Origin of the sequence: Candidatus Enterococcus huntleyi, from assembly GCF_009933175.1 — a bacterium.
GTDB lineage: Bacteria > Bacillota > Bacilli > Lactobacillales > Enterococcaceae > Enterococcus_K > Enterococcus_K huntleyi.
Genome location: NZ_MAEJ01000015.1, coordinates 123,851 through 146,767 on the forward strand (window position 1 = coordinate 123,851; position 22,917 = coordinate 146,767).

A 22,917-nucleotide genomic window follows, 5' to 3' on the forward strand; every position below is an offset into this window, starting at 1 on the left:
CCTGTATTATTATACTTGTGAAAAGAGATTCTGTGAAGCTTTTTTTCATAAAGCTAGCATATATTTTTCCAGATATTATCTCCTACTTTTTTCTAGCAGATAATAATAGCATCATTGGTCGTCTTAATTCTTCTTTCATCCCAGGTAAATCTAACATGCTAGGATCTGGTGTCGCCTCTACCAATTCTACTAATTCGAAGCCATTGTGCAATAAGTCATTCACATAACTCGTCAATGTTCTATGGTATTTAGTCACTACTGAGCCTAGAAAATTAGTTTTTCTCAATCCTTCATCAAAATAATCATCGACTGGCCATGCAATAATTTCTCCCGCTTCATCATATAACCATTCTTCTGTCCCTTCAGCCGTGAATATAGGATGCTCTACCGAAAAGACAAAGTAGCCTTGTTCCGATAATAATCGATGAACTTTTTGGACAATTTCTTCAAAGGAAGCAACATAATGTAACGCTAAAGAACTGATTACACAGTCAAAGGTTTCTAATTCAGCTAACTTATCAATCTCTTCCATCTTCATCAATCGGTAATCAATCACACCGCGATTTACACTGGCTTTTCTAGCTCTGTCTTGTCCAGTTTTTTGTTCAATTCCAGCATTAATTGACTGTTCCGTCAACTCTTTGGCTTTCGCAAGCATTCGTGCAGAAACATCAATTCCGACTACTTTTGCAGCTCCTTTCTCTAAGGCATAGCGACAATGCCAACCATACCCACATCCTAAATCAAGGACACGCTTGCCTTTAATATTAGGCAACATTCTTTTCAACTGATGCCACTCACCTGCACCCTTTAGCCCTTTTTTTGAGCGATCCATCTGCGCATATTTTTTGAAGAATTCTAAATTATCATACTCATTCATCTTTCTCACCTGCCACTCTCAATGGAAACCGACCAAAATTTTGCTCTTCCTTATTGATACCCATCTGATAAATTTTATCGCTTCGAATCAGCAGCGGATACTGTTCTTCTTGATTCTTTCCAATCTTTGAGACAAGTGGTATCTTCAAGCTTTTCTTTTTCTCTTTAAGATAGTCCTGCCCCTTTTTTGTAAATCCTAGCACATGAAGATAGGGATTCTGCCAGTGGTACTCAATTTCTGCTGCTTTAATATTTAACAAAATATAACAAGCCAAACGTTGTAATCTGGTTTGCGTATAACGTTTACTTTTAACTAAATCAATAAATTGCTCAAAATTTTCGGCAACAACTGCTGCTTTTTTTAAGCGATATTCTAAACCCTCTGTCATTTGATAAACTTGTCTTAATTCTTCAATCTCCGTTGAAAGAATCTTGTAACGCAAATAGGGCCAGTAATCTGCCCATGTCGATGCATGCTGAGCAAATAAATCAATTTGCGTCTGCCTAGGAACATAATTATTCGTCTCTTTGTTTTCAATTTTGGCTTTTCTAATAGCCGTGGCACTAGCTATTTTTTCTGATGAGAATTGAGACTCATGGTACTCCGCACCTTCTCTACGAATCGGATAAATCGTCATTGGTGTGTTATATAATGCATTCTCTTTGGCATAGCTTAATCCTAAAATGTGATTTGGTGAGGAAAAATCCAATGCCATGTCAGGATAGATCGTCTGAAACACTTCCGTCATTTTCTGCGCATAGGATAAAGAAGTCTCCTTCAAAGACTGAAATGTCTGTTCAATTTCTGCTGGATTTTCTTTTACAAACAAGCCAAAAGCTTCATAGTCAAAAGAAGCTGTACTATCTGTACCAAAACAGAGACTCTCACAAGCTAATTCTTGTAAGATCTGAATCGCTCCTTTAGCAAAATAATCCGCAGACTGGACCGCCCATTCTACAGGCAACTCAATCACTAAGTCGGCGCCATTTTGTAAAGCTTCATTAGCTCTGAGCCATTTATCAAAAATAGCCGGTTCTCCCCGCTGCAAAAAATTCCCACTCATGACAGCAATTATAATATCAGCCTGACTAACTTCTCGTGCTTTCTTAAGATGGTACAAATGACCATTGTGAAACGGGTTGTATTCAACCACTACGCCACAAGCTTGCATAGAGCCACTCCTTTCTTTTACAATCGCTCGCATCATGAAATATTAATTATTCATTTCCACTTATTTAAATAACAAAAAAGATTGAGACAGCCACTAAAGGCACTGTCCCAACCTTTGAATGGCAGGTTATTATTTTTGGCAAACAAAGAACCAACGCTGACTCGTATCAGTCGGTGCCTCATCGGTATAATCAGCATACGTTTTGACTTGACTAAAGCCCGCACTTTCCAACATTGTGAGATAATTTTCCATTGTATAGGTTCTTTCTTGATGCAGTTCATCCTCACGTAAGAAATGACCAGCTTCATCAGGATCCTCAATAAAAAATGTCAAAAAATGTTCAATACTATGCTCTTTTTTCCCAGGATAACTATCCCACAGAAAAGCAAAGTTATCCGTTTGATAATGATAACTATACTCTGGAAAGACTGTATCTACTTGATAAACAGAATGCACATCAAAAATGAAAGTCCCCTCGTCTGTTAGGGCTTGATAGACTTCATCAAAAACTTGTTGAACCTCTTGTCTATTTGACATGTAGCATAACGAATCTGAAAAACAAGTGATTGCTTCATATTGCCCAACTTCAGATAAGTCCAACATATTTCCTTGGACAAACTGAACGTCAACCTCTTCTTCGACTGCTCGATTACTGGCAATCATCAACATCTCTTCTGACAAATCTAAACCTGTCACCTGATAGCCATCCTTAGCAAAAGCCACTGCTAAAGCACCCGTTCCGCAAGCAAGTTCGAAGACTTCCTTGGTAGTTTCAGGAAAGTGGCGCTTAGAAAAAGCGAGCCACTGCTCATACAGATTGCTATCCATGACCTCATCATAAACAAATGCAAAGGTTTCGTAAGCCATATTAGCTAACCCACTCGTTGATACTAACCAATGGTGCATCTGACCATAATTTTTCTAAGTTATAGAAGCTACGTTCTGAATTGTGGAAGACATGAACAATCACGTCACCTAGATCGATTAGGACCCATTTGCCGCCGTCTTTTCCCTCAACCCGTTTCACTTCAACTTGTTGTTGTTCTTCTTGATCAATTACTTCTTCAACGATTGCATTGATTTGACGTTCACTATTTCCCGAGCAGATGATAAAATAATCTGCTAATAAAGAAATCTCTCTTACGTCTAAAACCATAATGTCCTCAGCACGCTTTGAATCAGCTGCTTTTACTGCAATCTCTAACATTTGTTGACTATCTATGATAATTCCCTCCTTGATTTAGACGGTAACTTATTTAGCTACCCAGTAGTTATATGTTTCGATTGTTTTTGGATAAATCTGTTGTTCTTGTGCTAATAAATGTGCTAGCGTATGCTTCGTTTCAAACGCAACTGCCTCATCTAAATCAATTAACGCCAGTTCACGTGCTTCTTTGACCCCTGGAAATGAGCGCCCGGGTTCGATGTAATCTGCTACATAGATAATTTTATCTAATAAACTCATCTCGGCAGCACCCGTCGTATGCAGACGAATCGCTGATAAAATCTCTTCATCCATAATTCCCAGCTCGCGAGAAACGAAATCAGCTCCCACCAGTCCATGCCAAATTGCGTTGCCGTAATTCAGCAGTTCTTTGTCATAGCCATCGCGTTTGATGACCATAATAAATTCGTCATCCGGTCGCTCTTTAGCATAATCATGGGTTAAGGCAGCGACACTGGCTTTTTCAGGCGAAGCGCCATATTTTTCAGCCAAAGCAATCGCTGTTTCTTCCACACCTAGAACATGTTTAAAACGGCGTTCACTCATGCGCATCTGCACTTTTTGCATTAATTCTTCCCGCGCATAAGGTGTATAAGCTTCACTATAATTCATCAAGATACAACTCCTTCTCTTGAATATAGTCACGCACTTTATCAGGAACTAGATAACGAATGCTACAGCCACTCGTCACTTTTTTTCGAATCATCGATGAGCTTAAATCACTCTCAGGCACATCTACCCAAATAATTGGATAAGGTGTTTCTGTGCCGTAGTCCAAGCGTTTAATCCCAACAAAATTCACCAGCTCGACTAATTCTTCAATCCGATGCCATTTTGGCAGATATTCCACCATGTCGCCACCAATAATAAAATAATAATCTGTCTCTGGATTTTTTTCTTTCAACGCTTTCATCGTTTCATACGTGTAGCTCTTGCCTTTTCGCTCAAGCTCCAACGTTTCAATCGCCAATAAAGGATTATCCTCAACGGCAAGTTCTAGCATTGCCAAACGATGTTCAGCTGCAATCGTTTTTTTCTCATCAACATGGGGGGGTAAGAATGAAGGCATTAGATAGACTTTATCCAACCCTAAACTTTGCCCCACTTGATCAGCAATCATTAAATGAGTCCAATGGACAGGATTAAAATTCCCACCTAAAATACCGACTTGTTTTCTAGCCGGCGTTCCGACTTCTTCGGGCATTGTTAACACGGTCGTTCTATTCTCTGACTGTCTTTGTCTACTCATGATCGCACCACCTTTTTTAAATCGCGTGGACTTCTTTAGAAATTTTTTGATATTTTTCTTTTTCTGAAGGTTTGTATAACACCAAGACACGTCCAATAATCTGAACGACTTGACAATGAATTTCATTTTCTAAGATTTCAGCAACCTCTTCGGCGACTTCATCTGTATTTTGTAGCAAGCTAATTTTGATTAATTCACGCTTCATAAGCGCCTCGTCAATCTGAACCCACATCGCTTCATTCATGCCACCTTTACCTACTTGGAAAATAGGCTGCAAGTGATGTGCGCTACTTCGTAAAAATCTTTTTTGTTTTCCGCGTAATGCCATAGTTGTCCTTCTTTCTTAAATCAATGCCTTACGTCTGATTACATCGACACCTTTTGGCGCCCATCCAGCAACAACTCCCGGACTCGTAACTGTAATCCAACCTAAACCAGCAAAAACTATATCTGTTTTTTCTTTTATTGAAAACTCGAAACGAATCAATTCAGGGAAATCAGCGACTTCATCAACCCGTGGTGGTTGAATTAGGCCACCCACATGCTTCGCATAAAAAGCATCAGCATTCTCAAGTTTTGTCCGATGTGGCTCAATATCATTCGATACATAAGCGATAAATGAACTTTTATCCCCTTGAATAAAGTCAAAGCGAGCCAATCCACCTAAGAAAAGAGTTTGACCAGCATTTAATTGATAAATTTTTGGTTTAATCTCTTTTGTCGGTGCAATAATACGTAAATCTTTTTTACCTAAATAATGAGCCATTTGATGACGATGAATAATTCCTGGTGTGTCGATTAGGAAATGACCATCATCTAGTGGAATCTCAATCTTATCCAGGGTTGTCCCAGGAAACTGAGAGGTCGTGATTAAATCTTGAACACCAGCTGTCTGTTTGATAATCTGATTAATTAAGGTAGATTTCCCAACATTCGTCACGCCAACAACATAGACATTGCGGCCTTCACGATATTTTTCAATCATTGCTAACAAATCTTCCATCTCACTGGCTTTTTTGGCACTCGTCAATAAGACATCGACGGGGCGTAAACCTGCTTCATGTGCTCGTTCGACCATCCACTGCTTCATTTTAGATTTCTTTAATGATTTAGGTAAGATATCGACTTTATTTCCTACGAGTAACACAGGATTATTACCGACAAAGCGGTGTAATCCAGGAATCAATGAACCATTAAAATCAAAAATATCAACGACGTTAACAATCAACGCCTCTTCTTGGCCTAAACTGTTCAACAATCGTAGAAAATCATCATCCGTTAAATGAACGTCTTGGATATCATTATAGTGTCTTAAACGAAAACAACGTTGGCAATAAACTTCGCCCGACTCTAGTCCTTTCTCCAATGCGCCATTCGGTGTATAACCTAATTTTCCAGGTATTTCAGTTTGAATCTCAGCTCCACAGCCGATACAATGAATTGCTTCTGTCATTGAATTTCACCTCGCCATTTCATCTCAGGATGTTTTTTCAGTAATACACGCATAATCTTACGCTCAAAAAAGCGATTAATTCTAGTATTCCAACCATCTGTGTCGACAATCGGTCGGACCAGAATACTTCTTACGCCAGCGCTATTTGCGCCACGAATATCCGTCATAATTTGATCGCCAACCATGACGATTTCCTCATTAGACAGATTAAGTTTCTTTTGTGCTGCCTTAATTCCACGAGCAAAAGGTTTCAATGCGCGGGCCACATAATCAAGTTCAAATCGTTCAATCGCTCGTTCTACACGACTCGATTTATTATTTGAGACAACAACGACCGGTATACCGGCGTTTTTCATTTCTAGGATCCAGTTCAATAGTTCTTCTGTTCCATCTGGGTTATTCCAGGCAATTAACGTATTATCCAAATCCGTCAAGACTGCTTTAATTCCCTTTTTTTTCAATTGTTCTGGTGTAATTTGGTAGATGGCCTCGACCATCCAAGTTGGTTTATAATTTGAAAACATAGCGTCTCCTTGAGTAAAAAATGAAGGAGTACGTTTTGTACTCCTCAACCCCATATTATACGTTATTTCTCGCAAAAAAACTACTATTCTGATGTAGAAATCTAAAAAGCCTCAGACTAGCGTCAAACCCTAGCATTCAACTAGCTCTTGATACTCTTAGCTCGCTGTTTTTTTTAGCAGGAATTTCCAGAAGATATCGCTCTTATAAACTATAATAATCCTCAAAAAGAAACACTCCGTTCCCATTTGCTTAAGATCGCAAGCAAAATAGGAAATGAAGTGTTTCATCCATCTATTGATTGATTAACAGATTTTATAAGACTTTAGAAAGGAAATCGATAGTTCGTGGGTTTTTCGTTTCTTCGAAGACCTCTTGAGCTGTACCTTCTTCAACAATCAGCCCTTGATCCATAAATAAGATTCGATCGCCGACCTCTCGGGCAAAGCCCATTTCATGCGTCACAATTACCATAGTCATGCCTTCTTGAGCCAAATCCTGCATGACGCTAAGTACTTCGCCAACCATCTCCGGGTCTAACGCGGAAGTTGGTTCATCAAAAAGCATCACTTCGGGCTCCATAGCCAATGCTCGAGCAATCGCTATCCGTTGCTGCTGTCCACCAGATAAAGACTGCGGATAAGCGTGGGCTTTTTCGACAAGGCCAACCTTTTTTAACAAGTCTAAGCCAATTGCTTCAGCCGCTTCTTTCGTCAGTTTTTTTACTTTAATTGGTGAGAGAGTAATATTTTCCAAGACAGTCATATTCGGAAACAAATTAAATTGTTGAAAAACCATCCCGAGCTTCTCTCTCATCTTGTAAATATCATTCGTTTTATGCGTAATATCCGTACCATCGACTAAAATAGTCCCACTTGTCGGTGCTTCTAATAAATTAATACAGCGTAAAAAGGTACTTTTACCCGAACCAGATGGGCCAATAACAACGACAACTTCGCCTTTTTTAATTTGCGTATCGATGCCTTTTAAGACTTCATTTTTAGCAAATGTTTTATGCAACTTTTGTATCTCAATTAATGAACTCATACCATTTCCCTCCTACCGATGATAGCCTTTCCCTAATTTCTTTTCCCAAAGATTAAGCACTCTGGATAATAAGAATGTTAGGATGAAGTAAATTCCTGCAGCGATATACAATGGTTCTAGCGGAATAAATGAGTTAGAGACCACCATTTGCGCACTGCTTAATAATTCATAAATACCAATGGTCGATAAGAGTGATGAATCTTTTATCAAAATGATAAATTCATTGCCCATCGGCGGTAAGATATTTCTTAAGGCTTGAGGTAAAATTACATAGCGCATCGCTTGCATCGGCCGTAATCCTAAAGAACCTGCTGCTTCAGATTGCCCGTAGTCAACGGCAATAATTCCAGCCCGGACAATCTCAGCTACATAAGCGCCCGAATTTAGTGATAGAACCAACATCCCAGGAATCAATCGACCAAAATCAATCGCTAAAACACCAATTGTCACACTAGGTGCTGAGACAAGTCCCTGTAATAAGCCAAAACCAATTAATATTTGAATAAGCATAGGTGTGCCACGAAATACTTCGATATAAATATTTGAAAACCATCTAAGAGGCGCTACTTTTGATAGCTTCATCAAAGCCATACAGACACCAATAATGGTCCCTAATACAATGGTGACTACTGAAATAATTAAGGTTACGACTGTCCCCGATAAAAAGTAGGGCAGATAATCCGGTAAGAAAGAAAAATTCATCATCTATTGCTCCAATCTATTGATCCGTGCTCTCATTAGCTAGTTTAATATTTTTTTGAACATATTCCTCGATCGTGCCATCCTTTGTTAAGCCCTCAAGAATTTTATCAATCTCTGTTTTTAATTCCGTGCTCCCTTTAGGTAAGGCAATCGCGTAAGCTTCATCTTCATTTGAAACCAAATCAATATCGGCAAACATTAGATCCTCATTTTGGGCAATATAGGCAGCACCGATCGTTTCTTCAACCACTAAGGCATCGATTGATCCTTGGTTTAATTCAATCACTAAATTAGGAACTTTTGCGACGGAAACAATTTGAGCGTCCCCAAGTTGTTCTTTTACCACATTCTCTTGAATTGAGCCTTTTTGTGCTCCAACTTTTTTCTGTTTTAGTGAATCGATTGAAGTATACAAATCAGCATTCTTTTTATTAATCATGACTTTTTGTGGTGGATTATAATAATTCATTGAGAAGTCGAATGTTTGCTGACGTTCCTCTGTAGCCGAAATCCCAGAAATAGCTACGTCGACCTTGCCCTGTTGTAGAGCAGTCAGAACAGCTGAAAATTCCATATCCATGAACTCAACCTTCACACCAAGCTCTTCAGCAATCTTATTGACCATGTCAACATCTGCGCCCACAATCTCGTCTTTTCCATCCACCATTTTGTGAAATTCAAACGGTGCAAAGTCAGCAGACGTTCCCACCTTCAAGACACCCGCTTTTTTGATTGCTTCCAATTGATTCGTTTCCGTTTTGGCCGACTCACTTGAAGCCGTCTTCTTTTCACCACTTCCACAAGCAGTCAAGGTAATAACCATCATCGCTGTTAAAATAATCCCGAAATACTTTTTCATACTAACACTCCTTAATTTTTATGCATTATTAATCATTTATTTGTGATTATATACATCTTACCACAACTGATTTGGTTTTTCATCCATTTTTTTAATTTTTTTGAATATTTTTTCATTCCGTATCCAGAAAGCGATTTCCCAGTATTATCAACTATTACAGCTAGCTTGCCATTAAAAACTAACTTCTATTTGTGTGCTTTTCTATAGATTTTTATATACCTGGAACAAATATTTATACATTACTATTATTTTAGACAGCAAAAAAAGCCAGTGGCCAATTTCTAAAAATCAACCGCTGACTTTGTCTTTTGTTTTAAAATCTTCTAAATCTTTGATATCGTTCTTCTAGCAATACATCGATTTCTTTTTTTGCTAACTGAGTGATTTTATCAATCAAAGCTTTTTTAACAATCTGAATCACTTTTTCTTGAGAAAGTGGTTTTCCTTTAAATGTTTCAGGAATGACCTTATCAACAACTTCTAACTCCTTTAATTCAGGGGCAGTAATTTTCATTAACTCAGCTGCTTCTTCGGCACGGCTACCATCTTTCCACAAAATAGAAGCAAATCCTTCAGGTGACAAAATAGCGTAGATTGTCTGCTCTAACATCCAGACTTCATCCGTTAAGGCCAAAGCTAAAGCCCCACCGCTACCGCCTTCCCCGATAATAATTGAGATGGTTGGAACTTTTAGATCTGCCATTTCAAAAAGATTCTTAGCAATCGCTTCGCCCTCACCACGCTCTTCAGCACCGACTCCACAAAAAGCGCCTGCTGTATTGATGAACGTAATCACGGGGCGACCAAATTTCTCAGCCTGTTTCATTAGACGTAAAGCTTTTCGGTAACCTTCAGGATGTGGTGAACCAAAATTCCGTTCGATATTCTCAGGTAAGTTTCTACCTTTTTGAATACCAATCACTGTGACTGGCTTACCATCCAACAAGGCTATGCCACCAACTACTGCCTGATCATCGCTAAACAAACGATCCCCATGAAGCTCTTCAAAATGATCAAATAACCGTTCAAAATAATCTAAACTAGTTAAGCGATCTTTGTGTCTAGCTAATTGGACAATTTCATGTGCTCGATTCGTCATATACTAGACCACCCCTTCATTGTATGAAGATGAATTAGTTCAATTAAACGTTGTTTTAGCTGTGCTCTTGGCACAATCTGATCAACAAAGCCATGATCAAGTAAAAATTCAGCCTTTTGAAAGTTATCAGGCAATTCTTGCTTAATTGTCTGCTCAATTACACGGCGTCCAGCAAAACCGATTAGACTTTGTGGCTCAGCTAAGATGATATCCCCTAGCATCGCAAAACTAGCCGTTACACCACCCGTAGTCGGATCCGTCAAGACTGTTAAATAAAATAGACCTGCGTTACTGTGACGTTTGACCGCCGCAGAAATTTTAGCCATTTGCATTAGCGAAAAGATTCCCTCTTGCATACGGGCACCACCAGATGCAGTAAATAAAACAACTGGTAGTTTCTCTTCAATTGCCTGTTCAAACAAACGACAGATTTTTTCGCCGACAACTGTTCCCATACTTCCCATAATAAAGTTCGCATCCATAATACCGATGGCAACAGACTGCTGCTCTATCGTGGCTTTCCCTGTTAGTACCGCTTCATGGAGTCCTGTCGCTTCTTTCACTTTATCGACTTTCTCCAAATAGCCAGGAAAATCTAAGGGATCCTCTGTGTGACAATCTGTTGCCCATTCTTCAAAGCTCTTCTCGTCAATTAACAATGCTAATCGTTCCCAAGCACTAATTCGAAAATTATATCCGCAATGTGGGCAAGTTTTTTCTGCCCCAATTTCCTTCGTATAAAGTGTTCGTTTACAACTAGGGCATTTGGCCCACATATTATCTGGAACAGAAGGCTGAGTCGACGTTTGGGTCGGTCGATTTGGATTAATTCGAATGTAATTCTTCTTTTTAAACAAACCCATGTTTGATCCTCCTACTCTTCCTCAGGTACCCAATTAGGCAAAAATGTTTCTTGTAAAAATGCTGTATCGTAATCACCAGCTAAAACAGCAGGGTGGCTAATTAGGTCCATTTGAAACTCCGCATTCGTGACCACACCCTCAGTAACTATTTCACCCAATGCTCGTTGCATCTTCATTAATGCATCAAATCTAGTTTCACCATGTACGATTACCTTAGCAATCATTGAATCATAGTAAGGTGGGATACTGTAGCCAGAGTACATCGCACTATCAACACGTAAGCCCATCCCACCACTTGGTAACAATAGATTATTGATTTTCCCAGGTGATGGTGCAAAATGAAAGGCCGGATTTTCAGCATTAATTCGGCATTCAATCGCATGTCCAGTGAATTGGATATCTGCCTGAGTTAAACCTAAGGGTTCCCCAGCAGCTACTTCCACTTGCTTTTTAACCAAATCAACACCTGTAACCATCTCTGTTACGGGATGCTCTACTTGAATTCGAGTGTTCATCTCCATAAAGAAAAAGTCGCCATGCTCATCCATTAAAAATTCAATGGTCCCCGCATTTTCATAAGAAACAGCCTTGGCAGCTCGAACAGCCGCTTCGCCTAATTTTTTTCTCTTGGCTTCAGAAATAACCACAGAAGGTGATTCTTCCATAACTTTTTGATTATTTCTTTGTAGCGAACAATCACGTTCACCCAAATGAACTACATTTCCAGATTTATCACCTAAAATTTGAACTTCAATATGTCGTGCTGGGTAAATGATTTTCTCAATATACATATCATCATTACTAAAAGCAGCCTTGGCCTCTTGTTGGGCCGATGAGAAATGTTGGGGCAATTCTTCTGCAGATAAGACTTTTCTAATCCCTTTACCGCCTCCGCCAGCGGCTGCCTTTAACATCACTGGATAGCCGATTGATTCAGCTATTTCAAGTGCTTCTTCAACACTTGAAATAACTCCTTCGCTTCCAGGAATGACAGGAACATTGGCTTCAATCATCAATTTCCGAGCATTTATTTTATTTCCCATTGCATCGATGGTTTCACTCTTAGGACCAATAAATACCAAATTGCATTCTTCACACATTGAGGCAAACTGACTATTTTCAGACAAGAAACCAAATCCAGGATGAATGGCTTCAGCTTTTGTAACGATTGCTGCGCTCAAAACCGCTTGAACATTCAAATAAGAATCCGTTGCTTTGGCAGGCCCAATACAGACAGCTTCATCAGCCATCTGTGTATGAAGTGCTTCTTTGTCCGCCTCAGAATAGACAGCAACTGTTTGAATGCCCATTTCTCGACAAGCTCGAATAATTCGAACCGCGATTTCTCCGCGATTGGCTATTAAAATTTTTGAAAACATAGGTCACCTATCCAATCATAAATGTCAATTCTGCTTCAGCTACTTTTTTGCCATCAACGCGGGCAATCCCTTTGCCAATACCAGCTGAAGATTTCACTTTAAGAATTTCCACTTCAAGCATTAATGTATTTCCAGGAACAACTTTTTGTCTGAATTTTGCTTTATCAATCCCACCAAAATAAGCTGTTTTCCCTTTAAATTGTTCTAACGATAATAAAGCAACTGCGCCGGCTTGAGCCATTGCTTCGACAATCAGAACACCTGGCATAACTGGCTCGCCGGGAAAATGCCCTTGGAAAAACTGTTCATTAATAGTCACATTTTTTTTGGCAACAACTTTTTGCCCTTCTGTCATTTCCTCAATGGTATCAATTAATAACATTGGGTAACGATGAGGAATAATTTGTTTAATCTCTTCAATAGATAGTTTCATCGTTCTCCTCTTTTCTATTTTGTTTTTATGCGGAATAGAGGTTGATGAAACTCAACCACATCTTCATTTTCGACTAAAATTTCAGTGATTTCACCATCGAATTCACTAGTAATTTCATTCATTAATTTCATCGCTTCGATGATACACAACACTTCACCTTTTTTGACTGTTTCTCCCACCGATTTGAAGGCAGGTTTATCAGGTGATGGTTGAAGATAGACCACTCCAACGATTGGTGAAAGAACTTCTTCTCCAACTGCCGCAGTCGTTTGAGCTGTTTCCACAGATTCATTTTTAGCAACCGGTTGACTTACTTGTTGCGCTACCTCAGAAGTCGGCGATGGTGCCAACTCTTGCGATTGAACAGGCTGTGCAGCTGGTTGCGCTATTTGTTGTCTAGCACTTTGGTTCTTATTCATATATAATTCAAAACTACCTTCACGTAAATCAAATTCTGTCAGTGAAGACTCGTCAAATTGATTTAATAGCTCTTTAATTTCGCTGATATTCATCTTAATCCTCCCAGCGTTTTAAACAGATAACTGCATTATGACCGCCAAAGCCTAATGAATTACTCATGGCATAAGTCATTTCTGCAGGTTTACTTTCATTGATTACAACGTTTAATTCAATCTCAGGATCAACTTCTTTAACATTGATGGTTGGTGGCACAAATTGATGTTTTAAGGCAAGTAATGTCGCAATCGCTTCAATCCCACCTGCTGCCCCTAATAAGTGTCCAGTCATCGATTTCGTACTACTTACATAAGTATTCATAAAGCCTTCACCTAATGCTAAACGAATCGCTTTAGCTTCTGCTTTGTCATTAGCTGGCGTACTTGTCCCGTGGGCATTAATATAGCCGACTTGATCAGGTGTAATGCCTGCTTCTTCCATCGCTAGAATCATGGCTTTTGAAGCACCTGATCCATCTGGTGTTGGAGAAGTCATATGGTAAGCGTCACAGTTGGCACCGTAGCCGACCACTTCGCCTAAAATATTCGCGCCACGTTTTTGGGCATGCTCTAATGACTCAACTACAAAGACACCGGCACCTTCACCCATAACAAAGCCATTACGTTCTGCATCAAATGGAATAGACGCACGATCTGGATCTTCTGCTCTTGATAAAGCAGTTAATGAAGCAAAACCTGAAATACCAATTCCAGTAATCGATGCTTCAGAACCACCAGCTAAAATAACGTCAGAATAACCATGTTTGATATTTCTAAAAGCTTCACCAATTGAATGTGTTCCTGTTGCACAAGCGGTTACGATTGCCGTACAAATTCCTTTTGCACCTACGCGTAAAGCAATATTTCCCGCTGCCATGTTGGCAATTGACATAGGTACGAACATTGGTGACACACGTTGTGCACCTTTATCATGCATACGGATTACTTGATCTTGGATGGTTTGCAAGCCACCAATTCCAGAACCGACCATCACGCCAAAGCGATCTTGGTTAACTGTTTCTGCAGATATACCACTCATTTCCATTGCCTCTAAGGCTGCATAAATACCATAAATAGAAAATAAATCCATCCGTTTCGCATCTTTTTTCACGAAATATTTATCAAAAGGAAAGTCATGGACTTCTGCCCCTACAATAATACCTGTATCTGTTGCATCAAATTTAGTGATTGGACGGATCCCGTTTTTCCCTTGTTTTAAACTATCTAAAAAGGCCTCGCTGTCATTTCCAATAGGAGATGCTACGCCATACCCTGTAATTACTACTCTATTCATTGTGTGCTCCTTTCCTTATCCCTGCATGACCATGCCACCATCAACACTGATGACTTGTCCTGTGATATATGAACTTTTAGCTAAAAAGACAGCCGTTTCAGCAACGTCTTGTGGTTGCCCAAAGCGTTGTAACGGAATTTGTTTCGTCGCTTCTTCCTTGACTTTATCAGACAAGACTTCTGTCATATCTGTTTCAATAAAGCCAGGAGCAATTGCGTTACACGTAATCCCTCTAGTCGCAGCTTCTCTCGCAACTGATTTTGTAAAACCAATCACACCAGCTTTACTGGCCGCATAATTAGCCTGACCGAAGTTTCCGATTAATCCAGATACACTTGAAAGATTGATAATCGCGCCTTGACGCTGTTTCATCATCTTCTTTAACACATGCTGTGTCATATTAAATGTCCCTGTTAAATTGATTTTTAAGCATTGCTCAAAATCATCCGCAGTCATTCGTAAAACGAGCTTATCATTAGTCACACCGGCATTATTAACTAAGACATCGACACTACCTAATTCGCTGATTGCTTGATTAATCATCTCGCCAGCCTTGTCAAAATCCGAAATATCACCTGAAACTGCGATGCATGAAACACCTAAATCTTCAATTTCTTTGATACTTTCAGCAGCAACCTCGCCACGTCCATTAAGCACAATATTTGCGCCCTCTTTGGCAAATTCTTTTGCTATTGCCGCGCCAAGGCCACGAGTACTCCCTGTAATGAAGACATTTTTCCCTTTTAATTCCATCAGTTACCTCCAACTAAAAATTCTTTTGTCTGAACAAACGTCTCCGCGTCTTCCACTCGTGAAATCGCGATTGACGAATCAATTTTTTTAATAAAGCCGCTTAATACTTTACCTGGGCCAATCTCCACGACTCTTGTGACGCCTAACTCTTTCATTGTTTCGATACTTTCGTAGAAACGAACTGGTGACATCACTTGTCTTCTCAATAATTCTTTCATCTGATCATACGGCATAATTTTCGCAGTTGTGTTACTGATAATTGGAATCTTGGGCTCAGAAAATGACACATCAGTTAATACTGCCTCAAGGTTTTTAGCAGCTGGCTCTAATAGCTGTGTATGGAAAGGACCACTAACATTTAAGGGAATCATCCGTTTAATGCCGGCCTCTTTCAATAAGCGCATCGCTTCATCCACTGCTACGACTTCTCCACCAATCACAATTTGTTGTGGCGTATTATAATTGGCTGGTGCAACAATTCCTAAATCGCTAGCTTTTTGGCAGCACTCTTCAATAACTTCGACTGGCGCGTTCATAACTGCCACCATCTTGCCGATACCCGAAGGAGCTGCTTCACTCATAAATTTCCCACGTTTTGAAACTAGTTGAACAGCTGCTGAAAAATCTAGCACACCACTGGCAACTAAGGCTGAGTATTCACCTAAGCTTAAGCCTGCGACGATATCTGCGGAAAAATTTTCTGAAGCTAATAATCGATGAAAAGCTACGCTCACCGTCAAAATAGCTGGTTGGGTATATTCTGTTTGATTCAGCTGAGGATTTTCCTCAAAACATAGCTTTGCCATGTCATAACCCAATGCTTGACTGGCTTCTTCAAAGGTCTCTTTGACAATTGCTTCCGTGTTATATAAAGATTGCCCCATCCCTTGGTATTGGGCGCCTTGTCCACTAAATAAAAATGCTGTTTTCATTGCGTTCTCCTTATCAAAACGTAGTAAATTTATCTCTTCTATAAAAGGAAAGGCCAGGCGAATAGCCTAACCTCAATGATTTTTTATTCTGCTTTTTGTTTTTCAACGTATGTTACTAAGTCTTGAACCGTTGAGATTCCGTCTTCTGTTTCAATTTTCACATCGAAAGCGTCTTCGATTTCGTTAATAATTTGGAATAAATCTAAGCTATCAGCTTCTAAATCTCCTTGAATGTTTGTTGTTAATTGAATCTCTTCTGTTTCTTTACCTAATTCTTCTGCAATAATTTCTTGAATTTTTTCAAATACCATTTCTATATTCCTCCAATATTGTTTTTCACTTTTTGATTGAGCATTGCTCATAAATCTATTGTAAACAGCTACTATAGAGTCAGGAGAAGACTTCCCCAAGTTAACCCTCCACCGTAACCTGTAAACACAACTTTTTGTTTGGAACCTAATTGAATCTTGCCACTCTCAACTGCTTCATCCAACAAAATTGGGATACTAGCAGCCGAAGTATTGCCATAACTACTCATATTTGTTAAGAATTTTTCTCTAGGAACTTTTAATTTCTTAGCAATTTTCTCAATGATTCGTTCATTGGCTTGATGCAATAAGAAATAGTCAACGGACTCTTTCTCATCTCCAACAACTTCTTGAATGTTTGCCACCACATCACGAAGAGCAAAGTCAAAAATGTCTCGTCCTACCATGTTTAAGCAGTAAGAAGATTCTGATTTTTCTTCATAAAAGGGGCTTGTATTCGCATGAAAACCGGCAGTCAATGCTTGATTTCTCGTGCCATCTGCAGCAATCTTTTCTCGTTGGATACTTTGTGTTTCCTGTGCGCCGATTAGGACTCCAGCAGCACCATCCCCAAAAAGTACAGCCGTTGAGCGATCTTGCCAATCCAATAATTTAGACAGCGTTTCGCCGCCAATCACTAACCCATACTGTGAACCTGTTCGGATAAATTTCTCGGCAATTGAAAGCCCATAAACAAATCCTGAACAAGCAGCACTGATATCAAATGCGAAAGCATTTTTAGCACCAATCATTCCTTGCACTTGGCAAGCAACTGAAGGGCTTGTATAGTCGGGTGACATAGTCGCAACTACTATGAAATCTAATTCTTCTGGTTGAATACCAGATCGATTAATTAGTTGCTCGGCCACCTTTACACATAAATCTGAAGTATTTTCGTCTGTTACTACATGTCGCTCTTTAATCCCTGTTCTTGAACGAATCCATTCATCAGAGGTATCCATCATTTGCGCCAACTCATCATTAGTAACGACTTTTGTAGGCAAATAACGTGCGGTTGAAAGAATCTTTCCAAACTTACTCATCGCTTATATCCTTGAAGAAACGTATGAAGATTTTTCAAAGCCTTTAAAAGTGCCTCTTCTTCAGTTTTCTCCATGTCATTTAATATATTTTTCACCATATCTCGGTGGAAATGCTGATGGACTCGGAAAAGTAACTTTCCTTTTTTGGTCAAACCAAGCTTTACGACACGTCGATCATCTTCACTACGAATTCGTTCAACATAATCTTTCTTGACCAATCGAGTGATGGCAATCGTTAAGGTTCCCACTGTAATCGACAAATCTTTTGCTACTTCAGACGTTGTTTTTTTTCTATACATACCAATCGCTTCAATCGTGTGCATTTCTGTGATTGAAAGGTCATTAAATTGTGATTTTTTCAATTCGGATTCTTCAATTGTAAGAATATCATTGAAGACTGTCACCAGGTAATCGTTGATTGTTTCCAGTTCCATGGGGCACCATCCATTTAGTTTGATTATCAAATCATTTGATGTTCAAACTATATCGTATTTCATTTATGAATGCAACCCGTTTTCGACTTTTTTTCATTCTCTACAATCAAATAGTTTCATTTTTTTATTTATAATTTCTCGTGAGGCATTGTCTATCAAGGCTTTGCTCATTGCTTTAAATTGGTCAGCAATCAAAAAAATATTTTGATTATCAAAGCACTCATTGGAAAAATAAAAAACAAGGATAAAATTTTTCTTATCTAGCATCGTTTAAATTGTCTTTTTTTCGATTATCAGCTATAATCCAGTCACTAATTTTAAACGGGAGCTTCTATCATGTTAAAAGAAAAAGCCAGAAATTTACCCCGAAGCCCAGGTGTCTATTTGATGAAGGATTACCGCGATGAAGTGCTTTATGTAGGTAAAGCTAAGCGATTAAAAGATCGAGTCTCTAGTTATTTCCATAAAAATAAACAACATTCAAAGAAAGTCAGCCGAATGATTCATAATATTCACGACTTTGAAGTCATTCATGTTGATACCGAACTAGATGCACTCTTATTAGAATGTCATTTAATTCAAGCCTACCACCCTATATACAATCGCATTATGAATCACTATAAAAACTACCTCTATGTAAGCTATCAAAACCAAACTTTTCAACTTAGTCAGGAGCCTTCAGCAGATTGCTATGGTCCTTTTAAAAACTATCAGCGTTTGCCTGAATTGTTGACAATCATCGAAGAGACCTACCAGCTGCCTACTATCTCACCGATTACGCAATTAATTTTAACAGCGCAACTCCCTGAGATGCAGTATCTTACTATAGAAGAAAAAAACACTGAGATTCATGATATGCTTGCTGGGAAAAATCAAAAAATATTGACCTATCTAAGAAACAGACAGGCTTATTGTAGTCAACAGATGAATTTCGAGTATGCAAAAAAACTGCAAATAGCGATTGAGCGGATGACCTCATTCCTCTATCTGATTAGTCAACAAAGGAGCACCTTAACTTCACAAGAATTCATACTCTCTTTGCCTACCACGAAAGAACAAATGAAGCATTACCGAATAAACTATGGCAGCATCCTTGAAACTTGTTTGACGCCGCTAGATGCTATTCCTGTATTCTCGTCAGAGACACGCATTGTCGAGAACCGCCCCACATTCATTGAAAAAGCTCAGATTGATCCCCTTTATATCCTAGCAAGTTATATAAAGAGAGTTACCGCTGGTGAGATTGAAGGAAGCGTTCATTCATTAAATGAAGAAAGAACCGATAAAAACTAAGACATTTGCCTTAGTTTTTATCGGTTCCTTTATTGTCTACTAGACATAAGCGAAAAGGTTTATTGAATTAAATCATAGATTTCCATCGCAACGATATCAATGTTATCAAATTGATATTGCTGTTGTGTATCTGCTTCTGTTAATTCAAATGTATCAGTTGCTTTATCGAAAGTAACTGTACATTTTTCGACACCCTCTTTTTCAAAACGGCGAACTTGTATTTCGTTGTCAGTTGCTTCAGTCATTGCTTCTAAGCGTTTTATGATTGCAACAAGTTGTGAATGTTTCATGCGAGTGGCCTCCCTTTCTCTATTCCTGTTATATTGTATCAAAAGCTACGCATACTTGCATGATTTTTGTAAAAAAAATTGTGTTTTTTATCAATTTTTTTGAGGTTTTTTTTCTTGATCCCACCAAAGCTTAATTAAAGCCTGTGTTCCGTCGTTTTCATAACCGTTTTCAGCTAACCGAGAATATAAAGTTTTTGCTAAATCGGTCGCAGGTAATTGGATAGCAAGTTTTTCTGCTTCATCTAACGCAATCTTCAAATCTTTTATAAAATGTTTGACAAAGAATCCTGCTGTATAATCCTCCTTAAGTATTCGTGGTCCATAATTTAACATAGACCAATTAGACGCACTGCCGCCACCTAATGTCTCAATTACTTTAGGTAAATCTAAATCAGCTGCCTGCGCATAGACAAGCATCTCAGTTAAGCCCGTCATAGTTCCCGCAATCATGATTTGATTAGCCATTTTAGTATGTTGCCCTTTTCCGGCTGGTCCATGGAGCATAAAAGTTTTCCCGAAGCTTTCAAAAATTGGGCGAACCTTTTGATACGTCTCTTCTTCTCCACCAACCATGATAGTTAGCGTACCATTTTTAGCGCCTAAATCGCCACCAGAAACTGGGGCATCTAAAGCCTCAGCACCCTTTTCTTTTGCCGTCTCAGCAATTTTAACCGCCAAAGTCGGCGTGCTTGTCGTTAAGTCGACTAACGTCTTGCCCTTTACCTGCGCTTCATAAATCCCCTCTTCGCCGTAATAGACCTCCTCAACATCTTGAGGAAAGCCGACCATGGTGAAAATCACGTCACTCGCTTCAGTCAACTTCTTAGGCGTGTCATACCATGTTGCTCCTAATTCTACTAACTCATCTGTCCGACTCTTCGTACGATTGTATACATTTACTTCATATTGTTTTTTAAATAAGTTCTTGATAATTGACGCTCCCATTACACCTGTACCAATAAAGCCTATTTTCATCGATCCATTCCTCCTAATTCAAATAAAAAAATCTTTGCTTCAAGTATACTCTAGAAACAAAGATTTATCTTTATTATTCACTTATTTTTTAAAACTACTAAACCGCACGCGAATTTTTTCCATCGACGGCTCCAGCTCTTTTTGCATGAGCAATTGTTCATGATAATCAATCATATCTTGATAAAATGCAATCATTTCCTCTCCAAAATGAGTAGCTGAAATTTCGAATAATTTTTCTTTCAAAACTTCTTCATCATGGGAGATTGAGCGATTCACATAATCGACTAGCGCTTCTGGGAAGGCTTCATCAGAATCAAATGTTTCTCCTAACGATGGATGGCTGATTAAGTTATTTAAATACGCATTCCCTTCCACAACTAAAGGAGTTCCTGCGGCCATCGCTTCTGTATAGGTCAAGCCCTGCGTTTCTGAGGTTGACGTGCTAACGAAAAAGTCTGCAGCTTTATAATATAAAGCAACTGCATCATTAGCTACCTCTCCAACAAATTGCGTGTAATCTGAAATACCTAATTCCACAGCCATCTCTTGGAGTGCCTCCATATAAGGTCCTTTACCAACAATTACGAGACGAGCATTCGGAAGCGACTCCAGTACTTTAGGAAAACCCTGAATAATTGCTTGAATATTTTTTTCGTAGGAAAGTCGACTTAACGACAAAATCATTAATTGATCTTGTTGAATGCCTAATTCTGCTCGAGTCTCTTGAATCATCTCTGTTGTAATATCAGAACGCTTAAATTTTTCGATGTCGATACCTGTTGGAATAATTCTCATCGGCTTAAATACGCCGTATGAACGTAACTTTTCAATCACTCGCTCACTCGGACACACAACACCCGTTGAATGATTTGAAAAAACACGTGAATAATATTTAACATGCGTCGGGCGTAACACTTTCCCTTTGGCAATATAATGTAAATAGTCTTCGTACATCGTGTGGTAGGTATGAATAACAGGAATCTTCATTTTTTTACCGACCATTTTACCTAATAAACCTGCACCAAATTCCGTATGCGTATGAATCAAGTCTAACTCTAGTTCCTTTGAGATTAAATAAGCATACCACATCCCTCTAACCACAATTCTTCGGTCTTTAAAAGACACGAATGGTACGCTAGGCATTCGAATCACATCTTCTTCGAATTTATCTGCGTTGGGATCAGACGTCGTAAAAATATACACTTCATGACCATTTTTCTCAAGTTCTTCTTTTAGTGTCTTAATTGAGGTTGCTACGCCACTCACCTGGGGAAAATACGTGTCTGAAAAAAAACCGATCTTCACAATGATTCCTCCAAACTATCCTAATTGATATTTTTTCGTTTATGATTAGTTTCAATGATTATATAAAGTTCAGATAGCGAATAATTCCTTTGAAAATCAGCTCGCATTCTTCTATAAATCTTTGAATTGTTATTCACATTATATCATAGCAATTATCCATGTCACTCAAACTAAAGTCTTAGTTTCAAGAAAATTCGCTAATATTACAAGGAGAATACCGTCAAATAAGGGTTATTTTTGTCTATCTTACCCCTATATGACAAAACTGTTAGATGAATTTATCGAAAAAATCAGCTTTTTCTCAAAAAATTCTATCAATAAATTAGATGAAAAAAATTTCCTGATATAAATTACATCCGTTATCGATTGTCCACTTAGCCAGTTAGTGATAGTTGATAGAAGAATGTATAAGCTCAGCCATCTGCTCAAAAAAATAATCGTTATTCAATAGAAAAAGGTTCTATAATATTTAGTGTTGGTGGAAGATTTTCGAATCTTCTCCCAACACTATTTTTGTAAGCAAATAAATAGAAAGAGAGATAGCCAAATTGATAGAATTGAGTCACCACAAAACAATCATCAAGGAGGATATCTCTCATGGACTATCATACTAAAAAATTACTTGGTTTAACAGACAAAAACTTTCAATTCCCAGAAAATTGGTTAGAATCGCGGACTATCAATCATCTGACCACCCACTTTATCCATGCTAGACTTGATTACACCCCAAAGGCTTGTTCCAAGTGTGGGATAAAAAATGAAGGTCAAATCATTAAGAACGGCACACATAAAACAAAAGTTCAATTGCTTCCGTTGCGTTCAGTTCCAACCTTTTTGTCTCTGAAAAGAACGCGCTTTTTATGTAAAGAATGTGGAGCTACCTTTAATGCTAAGACTCCTCTCGTCGAGGAGAATTGTTACATTTCAAGGGAATTAAAACAAAAGATCGCCAT

The 22,917-nt window shown here is 38.7% G+C and carries 28 protein-coding genes; 2 read left to right on the forward strand and 26 right to left on the reverse strand.

Translation table 11 applies throughout. The features are described from left to right. Nucleotides 1-82 precede the first annotated feature (82 nt). From BAU15_RS09900 to fabT, 23 genes are all read right to left on the reverse strand, one after another. Entirely contained in the window at nt 83-880 is a 798-nt protein-coding gene (locus BAU15_RS09900) for a class I SAM-dependent methyltransferase (RefSeq protein WP_161842594.1), read from the reverse strand. Beyond that, nucleotides 873-2,051 carry a nucleotidyltransferase gene (locus tag BAU15_RS09905; RefSeq protein WP_161842622.1) on the reverse strand — a complete coding sequence of 393 codons (1,179 nt, stop codon included), beginning with the start codon at nt 2,049-2,051 and terminating at the stop codon, nt 873-875. The genes BAU15_RS09900 and BAU15_RS09905 overlap by 8 nt, the downstream gene beginning before the upstream one ends. Before the next feature lie 129 nt (nt 2,052-2,180). Continuing rightward, nucleotides 2,181-2,918, reverse strand: coding sequence for a class I SAM-dependent DNA methyltransferase (locus BAU15_RS09910; RefSeq protein WP_161842623.1), 738 nt, complete (start codon nt 2,916-2,918; stop codon nt 2,181-2,183). Nucleotide 2,919: 1 nt separating this feature from the next. Beyond that, nucleotides 2,920-3,258 (reverse strand): ribosome silencing factor, encoded by a 339-nt coding sequence (gene rsfS, locus BAU15_RS09915; protein ID WP_161842595.1) that lies wholly within the window; start codon nt 3,256-3,258, stop codon nt 2,920-2,922. A 45-nt stretch (nt 3,259-3,303) separates the two neighbouring features. Then, complete coding sequence (yqeK, locus tag BAU15_RS09920; RefSeq protein ID WP_161842596.1) at nt 3,304-3,888, reverse strand: bis(5'-nucleosyl)-tetraphosphatase (symmetrical) YqeK; 585 nt, start codon at nt 3,886-3,888, stop codon at nt 3,304-3,306. Further along, nucleotides 3,878-4,480, reverse strand: a complete 603-nt coding sequence (locus BAU15_RS09925) for a nicotinate-nucleotide adenylyltransferase (protein ID WP_237580175.1) — start codon at nt 4,478-4,480, stop codon at nt 3,878-3,880. The genes yqeK and BAU15_RS09925 overlap by 11 nt, the downstream gene beginning before the upstream one ends. 61 nt (nt 4,481-4,541) lie before the next feature. Continuing rightward, nucleotides 4,542-4,853, reverse strand: coding sequence for a ribosome assembly RNA-binding protein YhbY (gene yhbY, locus BAU15_RS09930; protein ID WP_161842598.1), 312 nt, complete (start codon nt 4,851-4,853; stop codon nt 4,542-4,544). A 15-nt stretch (nt 4,854-4,868) separates the two neighbouring features. Further along, a complete protein-coding gene (gene yqeH / locus BAU15_RS09935; RefSeq protein WP_161842599.1) occupies nt 4,869-5,978 on the reverse strand; it encodes a ribosome biogenesis GTPase YqeH in 1,110 nt (369 codons plus the stop codon). Then, nucleotides 5,975-6,502: a YqeG family HAD IIIA-type phosphatase gene (locus BAU15_RS09940; RefSeq protein WP_161842600.1), complete on the reverse strand. Its 528-nt coding sequence runs from the start codon at nt 6,500-6,502 to the stop codon at nt 5,975-5,977. Before BAU15_RS09940 ends, yqeH begins: the two co-directional genes overlap by 4 nt. Before the next feature lie 313 nt (nt 6,503-6,815). Continuing rightward, nucleotides 6,816-7,547, reverse strand: coding sequence for an amino acid ABC transporter ATP-binding protein (locus BAU15_RS09945; protein ID WP_161842601.1), 732 nt, complete (start codon nt 7,545-7,547; stop codon nt 6,816-6,818). Between the two features lie 12 nt (nt 7,548-7,559). Next, a complete protein-coding gene (locus BAU15_RS09950; protein ID WP_161842624.1) occupies nt 7,560-8,249 on the reverse strand; it encodes an amino acid ABC transporter permease in 690 nt (229 codons plus the stop codon). 16 nt (nt 8,250-8,265) lie between these two features. Continuing rightward, complete coding sequence (locus BAU15_RS09955) at nt 8,266-9,108, reverse strand: transporter substrate-binding domain-containing protein (RefSeq protein ID WP_161842602.1); 843 nt, start codon at nt 9,106-9,108, stop codon at nt 8,266-8,268. A gap of 313 nt (nt 9,109-9,421) precedes the next feature. Beyond that, on the reverse strand, nt 9,422-10,207 hold the full coding sequence (locus BAU15_RS09960; RefSeq protein ID WP_161842603.1) for an acetyl-CoA carboxylase carboxyl transferase subunit alpha: 786 nt from the start codon (nt 10,205-10,207) through the stop codon (nt 9,422-9,424). After that, nucleotides 10,204-11,070: an acetyl-CoA carboxylase, carboxyltransferase subunit beta gene (gene accD / locus BAU15_RS09965; protein ID WP_161842604.1), complete on the reverse strand. Its 867-nt coding sequence runs from the start codon at nt 11,068-11,070 to the stop codon at nt 10,204-10,206. Before accD ends, BAU15_RS09960 begins: the two co-directional genes overlap by 4 nt. An 11-nt stretch (nt 11,071-11,081) precedes the next feature. Then, a complete protein-coding gene (locus BAU15_RS09970; RefSeq protein WP_161842605.1) occupies nt 11,082-12,449 on the reverse strand; it encodes an acetyl-CoA carboxylase biotin carboxylase subunit in 1,368 nt (455 codons plus the stop codon). 7 nt (nt 12,450-12,456) lie between these two features. After that, nucleotides 12,457-12,882 carry a 3-hydroxyacyl-ACP dehydratase FabZ gene (fabZ, locus tag BAU15_RS09975; RefSeq protein ID WP_161842606.1) on the reverse strand — a complete coding sequence of 142 codons (426 nt, stop codon included), beginning with the start codon at nt 12,880-12,882 and terminating at the stop codon, nt 12,457-12,459. Nucleotides 12,883-12,896: 14 nt separating this feature from the next. After that, nucleotides 12,897-13,394 carry an acetyl-CoA carboxylase biotin carboxyl carrier protein gene (gene accB / locus BAU15_RS09980; RefSeq protein WP_161842607.1) on the reverse strand — a complete coding sequence of 166 codons (498 nt, stop codon included), beginning with the start codon at nt 13,392-13,394 and terminating at the stop codon, nt 12,897-12,899. 1 nt (nt 13,395) lies between these two features. Continuing rightward, complete coding sequence (gene fabF, locus BAU15_RS09985; RefSeq protein ID WP_161842608.1) at nt 13,396-14,631, reverse strand: beta-ketoacyl-ACP synthase II; 1,236 nt, start codon at nt 14,629-14,631, stop codon at nt 13,396-13,398. A gap of 15 nt (nt 14,632-14,646) precedes the next feature. Further along, the gene (gene fabG, locus BAU15_RS09990) at nt 14,647-15,384 is read right to left on the reverse strand and encodes a 3-oxoacyl-[acyl-carrier-protein] reductase (protein WP_161842609.1); all 738 of its coding nucleotides are present in this window, start codon (nt 15,382-15,384) and stop codon (nt 14,647-14,649) included. Beyond that, complete coding sequence (gene fabD / locus BAU15_RS09995; RefSeq protein WP_161842610.1) at nt 15,384-16,316, reverse strand: ACP S-malonyltransferase; 933 nt, start codon at nt 16,314-16,316, stop codon at nt 15,384-15,386. Before fabD ends, fabG begins: the two co-directional genes overlap by 1 nt. Nucleotides 16,317-16,399: 83 nt before the next feature. Further along, nucleotides 16,400-16,627: an acyl carrier protein gene (locus BAU15_RS10000; protein ID WP_010767250.1), complete on the reverse strand. Its 228-nt coding sequence runs from the start codon at nt 16,625-16,627 to the stop codon at nt 16,400-16,402. A 71-nt stretch (nt 16,628-16,698) separates the two neighbouring features. Beyond that, nucleotides 16,699-17,667: a beta-ketoacyl-ACP synthase III gene (locus tag BAU15_RS10005; RefSeq protein WP_161842611.1), complete on the reverse strand. Its 969-nt coding sequence runs from the start codon at nt 17,665-17,667 to the stop codon at nt 16,699-16,701. Further along, on the reverse strand, nt 17,664-18,101 hold the full coding sequence (gene fabT / locus BAU15_RS10010) for a fatty acid biosynthesis transcriptional regulator FabT (RefSeq protein WP_161842612.1): 438 nt from the start codon (nt 18,099-18,101) through the stop codon (nt 17,664-17,666). The genes BAU15_RS10005 and fabT overlap by 4 nt, the downstream gene beginning before the upstream one ends. 336 nt (nt 18,102-18,437) lie before the next feature. On the opposite strand from fabT, the gene BAU15_RS10020 reads away from it, so the two are divergent. After that, nucleotides 18,438-19,394, forward strand: coding sequence for a GIY-YIG nuclease family protein (locus BAU15_RS10020; RefSeq protein WP_161842614.1), 957 nt, complete (start codon nt 18,438-18,440; stop codon nt 19,392-19,394). A 59-nt stretch (nt 19,395-19,453) separates the two neighbouring features. Here the strand turns inward: BAU15_RS10020 and BAU15_RS10025 are convergent, their stop codons facing one another. The 3 genes from BAU15_RS10025 to BAU15_RS10035 all read right to left on the reverse strand — a co-directional run bounded on the left by BAU15_RS10025 (nt 19,454) and on the right by BAU15_RS10035 (nt 21,964). Further along, entirely contained in the window at nt 19,454-19,684 is a 231-nt protein-coding gene (locus tag BAU15_RS10025; protein WP_161842615.1) for a YkuJ family protein, read from the reverse strand. A 90-nt stretch (nt 19,685-19,774) separates the two neighbouring features. Then, the gene (locus BAU15_RS10030; RefSeq protein WP_161842616.1) at nt 19,775-20,659 is read right to left on the reverse strand and encodes an NAD(P)-dependent oxidoreductase; all 885 of its coding nucleotides are present in this window, start codon (nt 20,657-20,659) and stop codon (nt 19,775-19,777) included. An 81-nt stretch (nt 20,660-20,740) separates the two neighbouring features. Next, complete coding sequence (locus BAU15_RS10035; RefSeq protein ID WP_161842617.1) at nt 20,741-21,964, reverse strand: glycosyltransferase family 4 protein; 1,224 nt, start codon at nt 21,962-21,964, stop codon at nt 20,741-20,743. Between the two features lie 597 nt (nt 21,965-22,561). On the opposite strand from BAU15_RS10035, the gene BAU15_RS15770 reads away from it, so the two are divergent. Further along, a partial coding sequence (locus tag BAU15_RS15770; protein WP_161842618.1) for a transposase family protein occupies nt 22,562-22,917 on the forward strand: 356 nt, incomplete at its 3' end.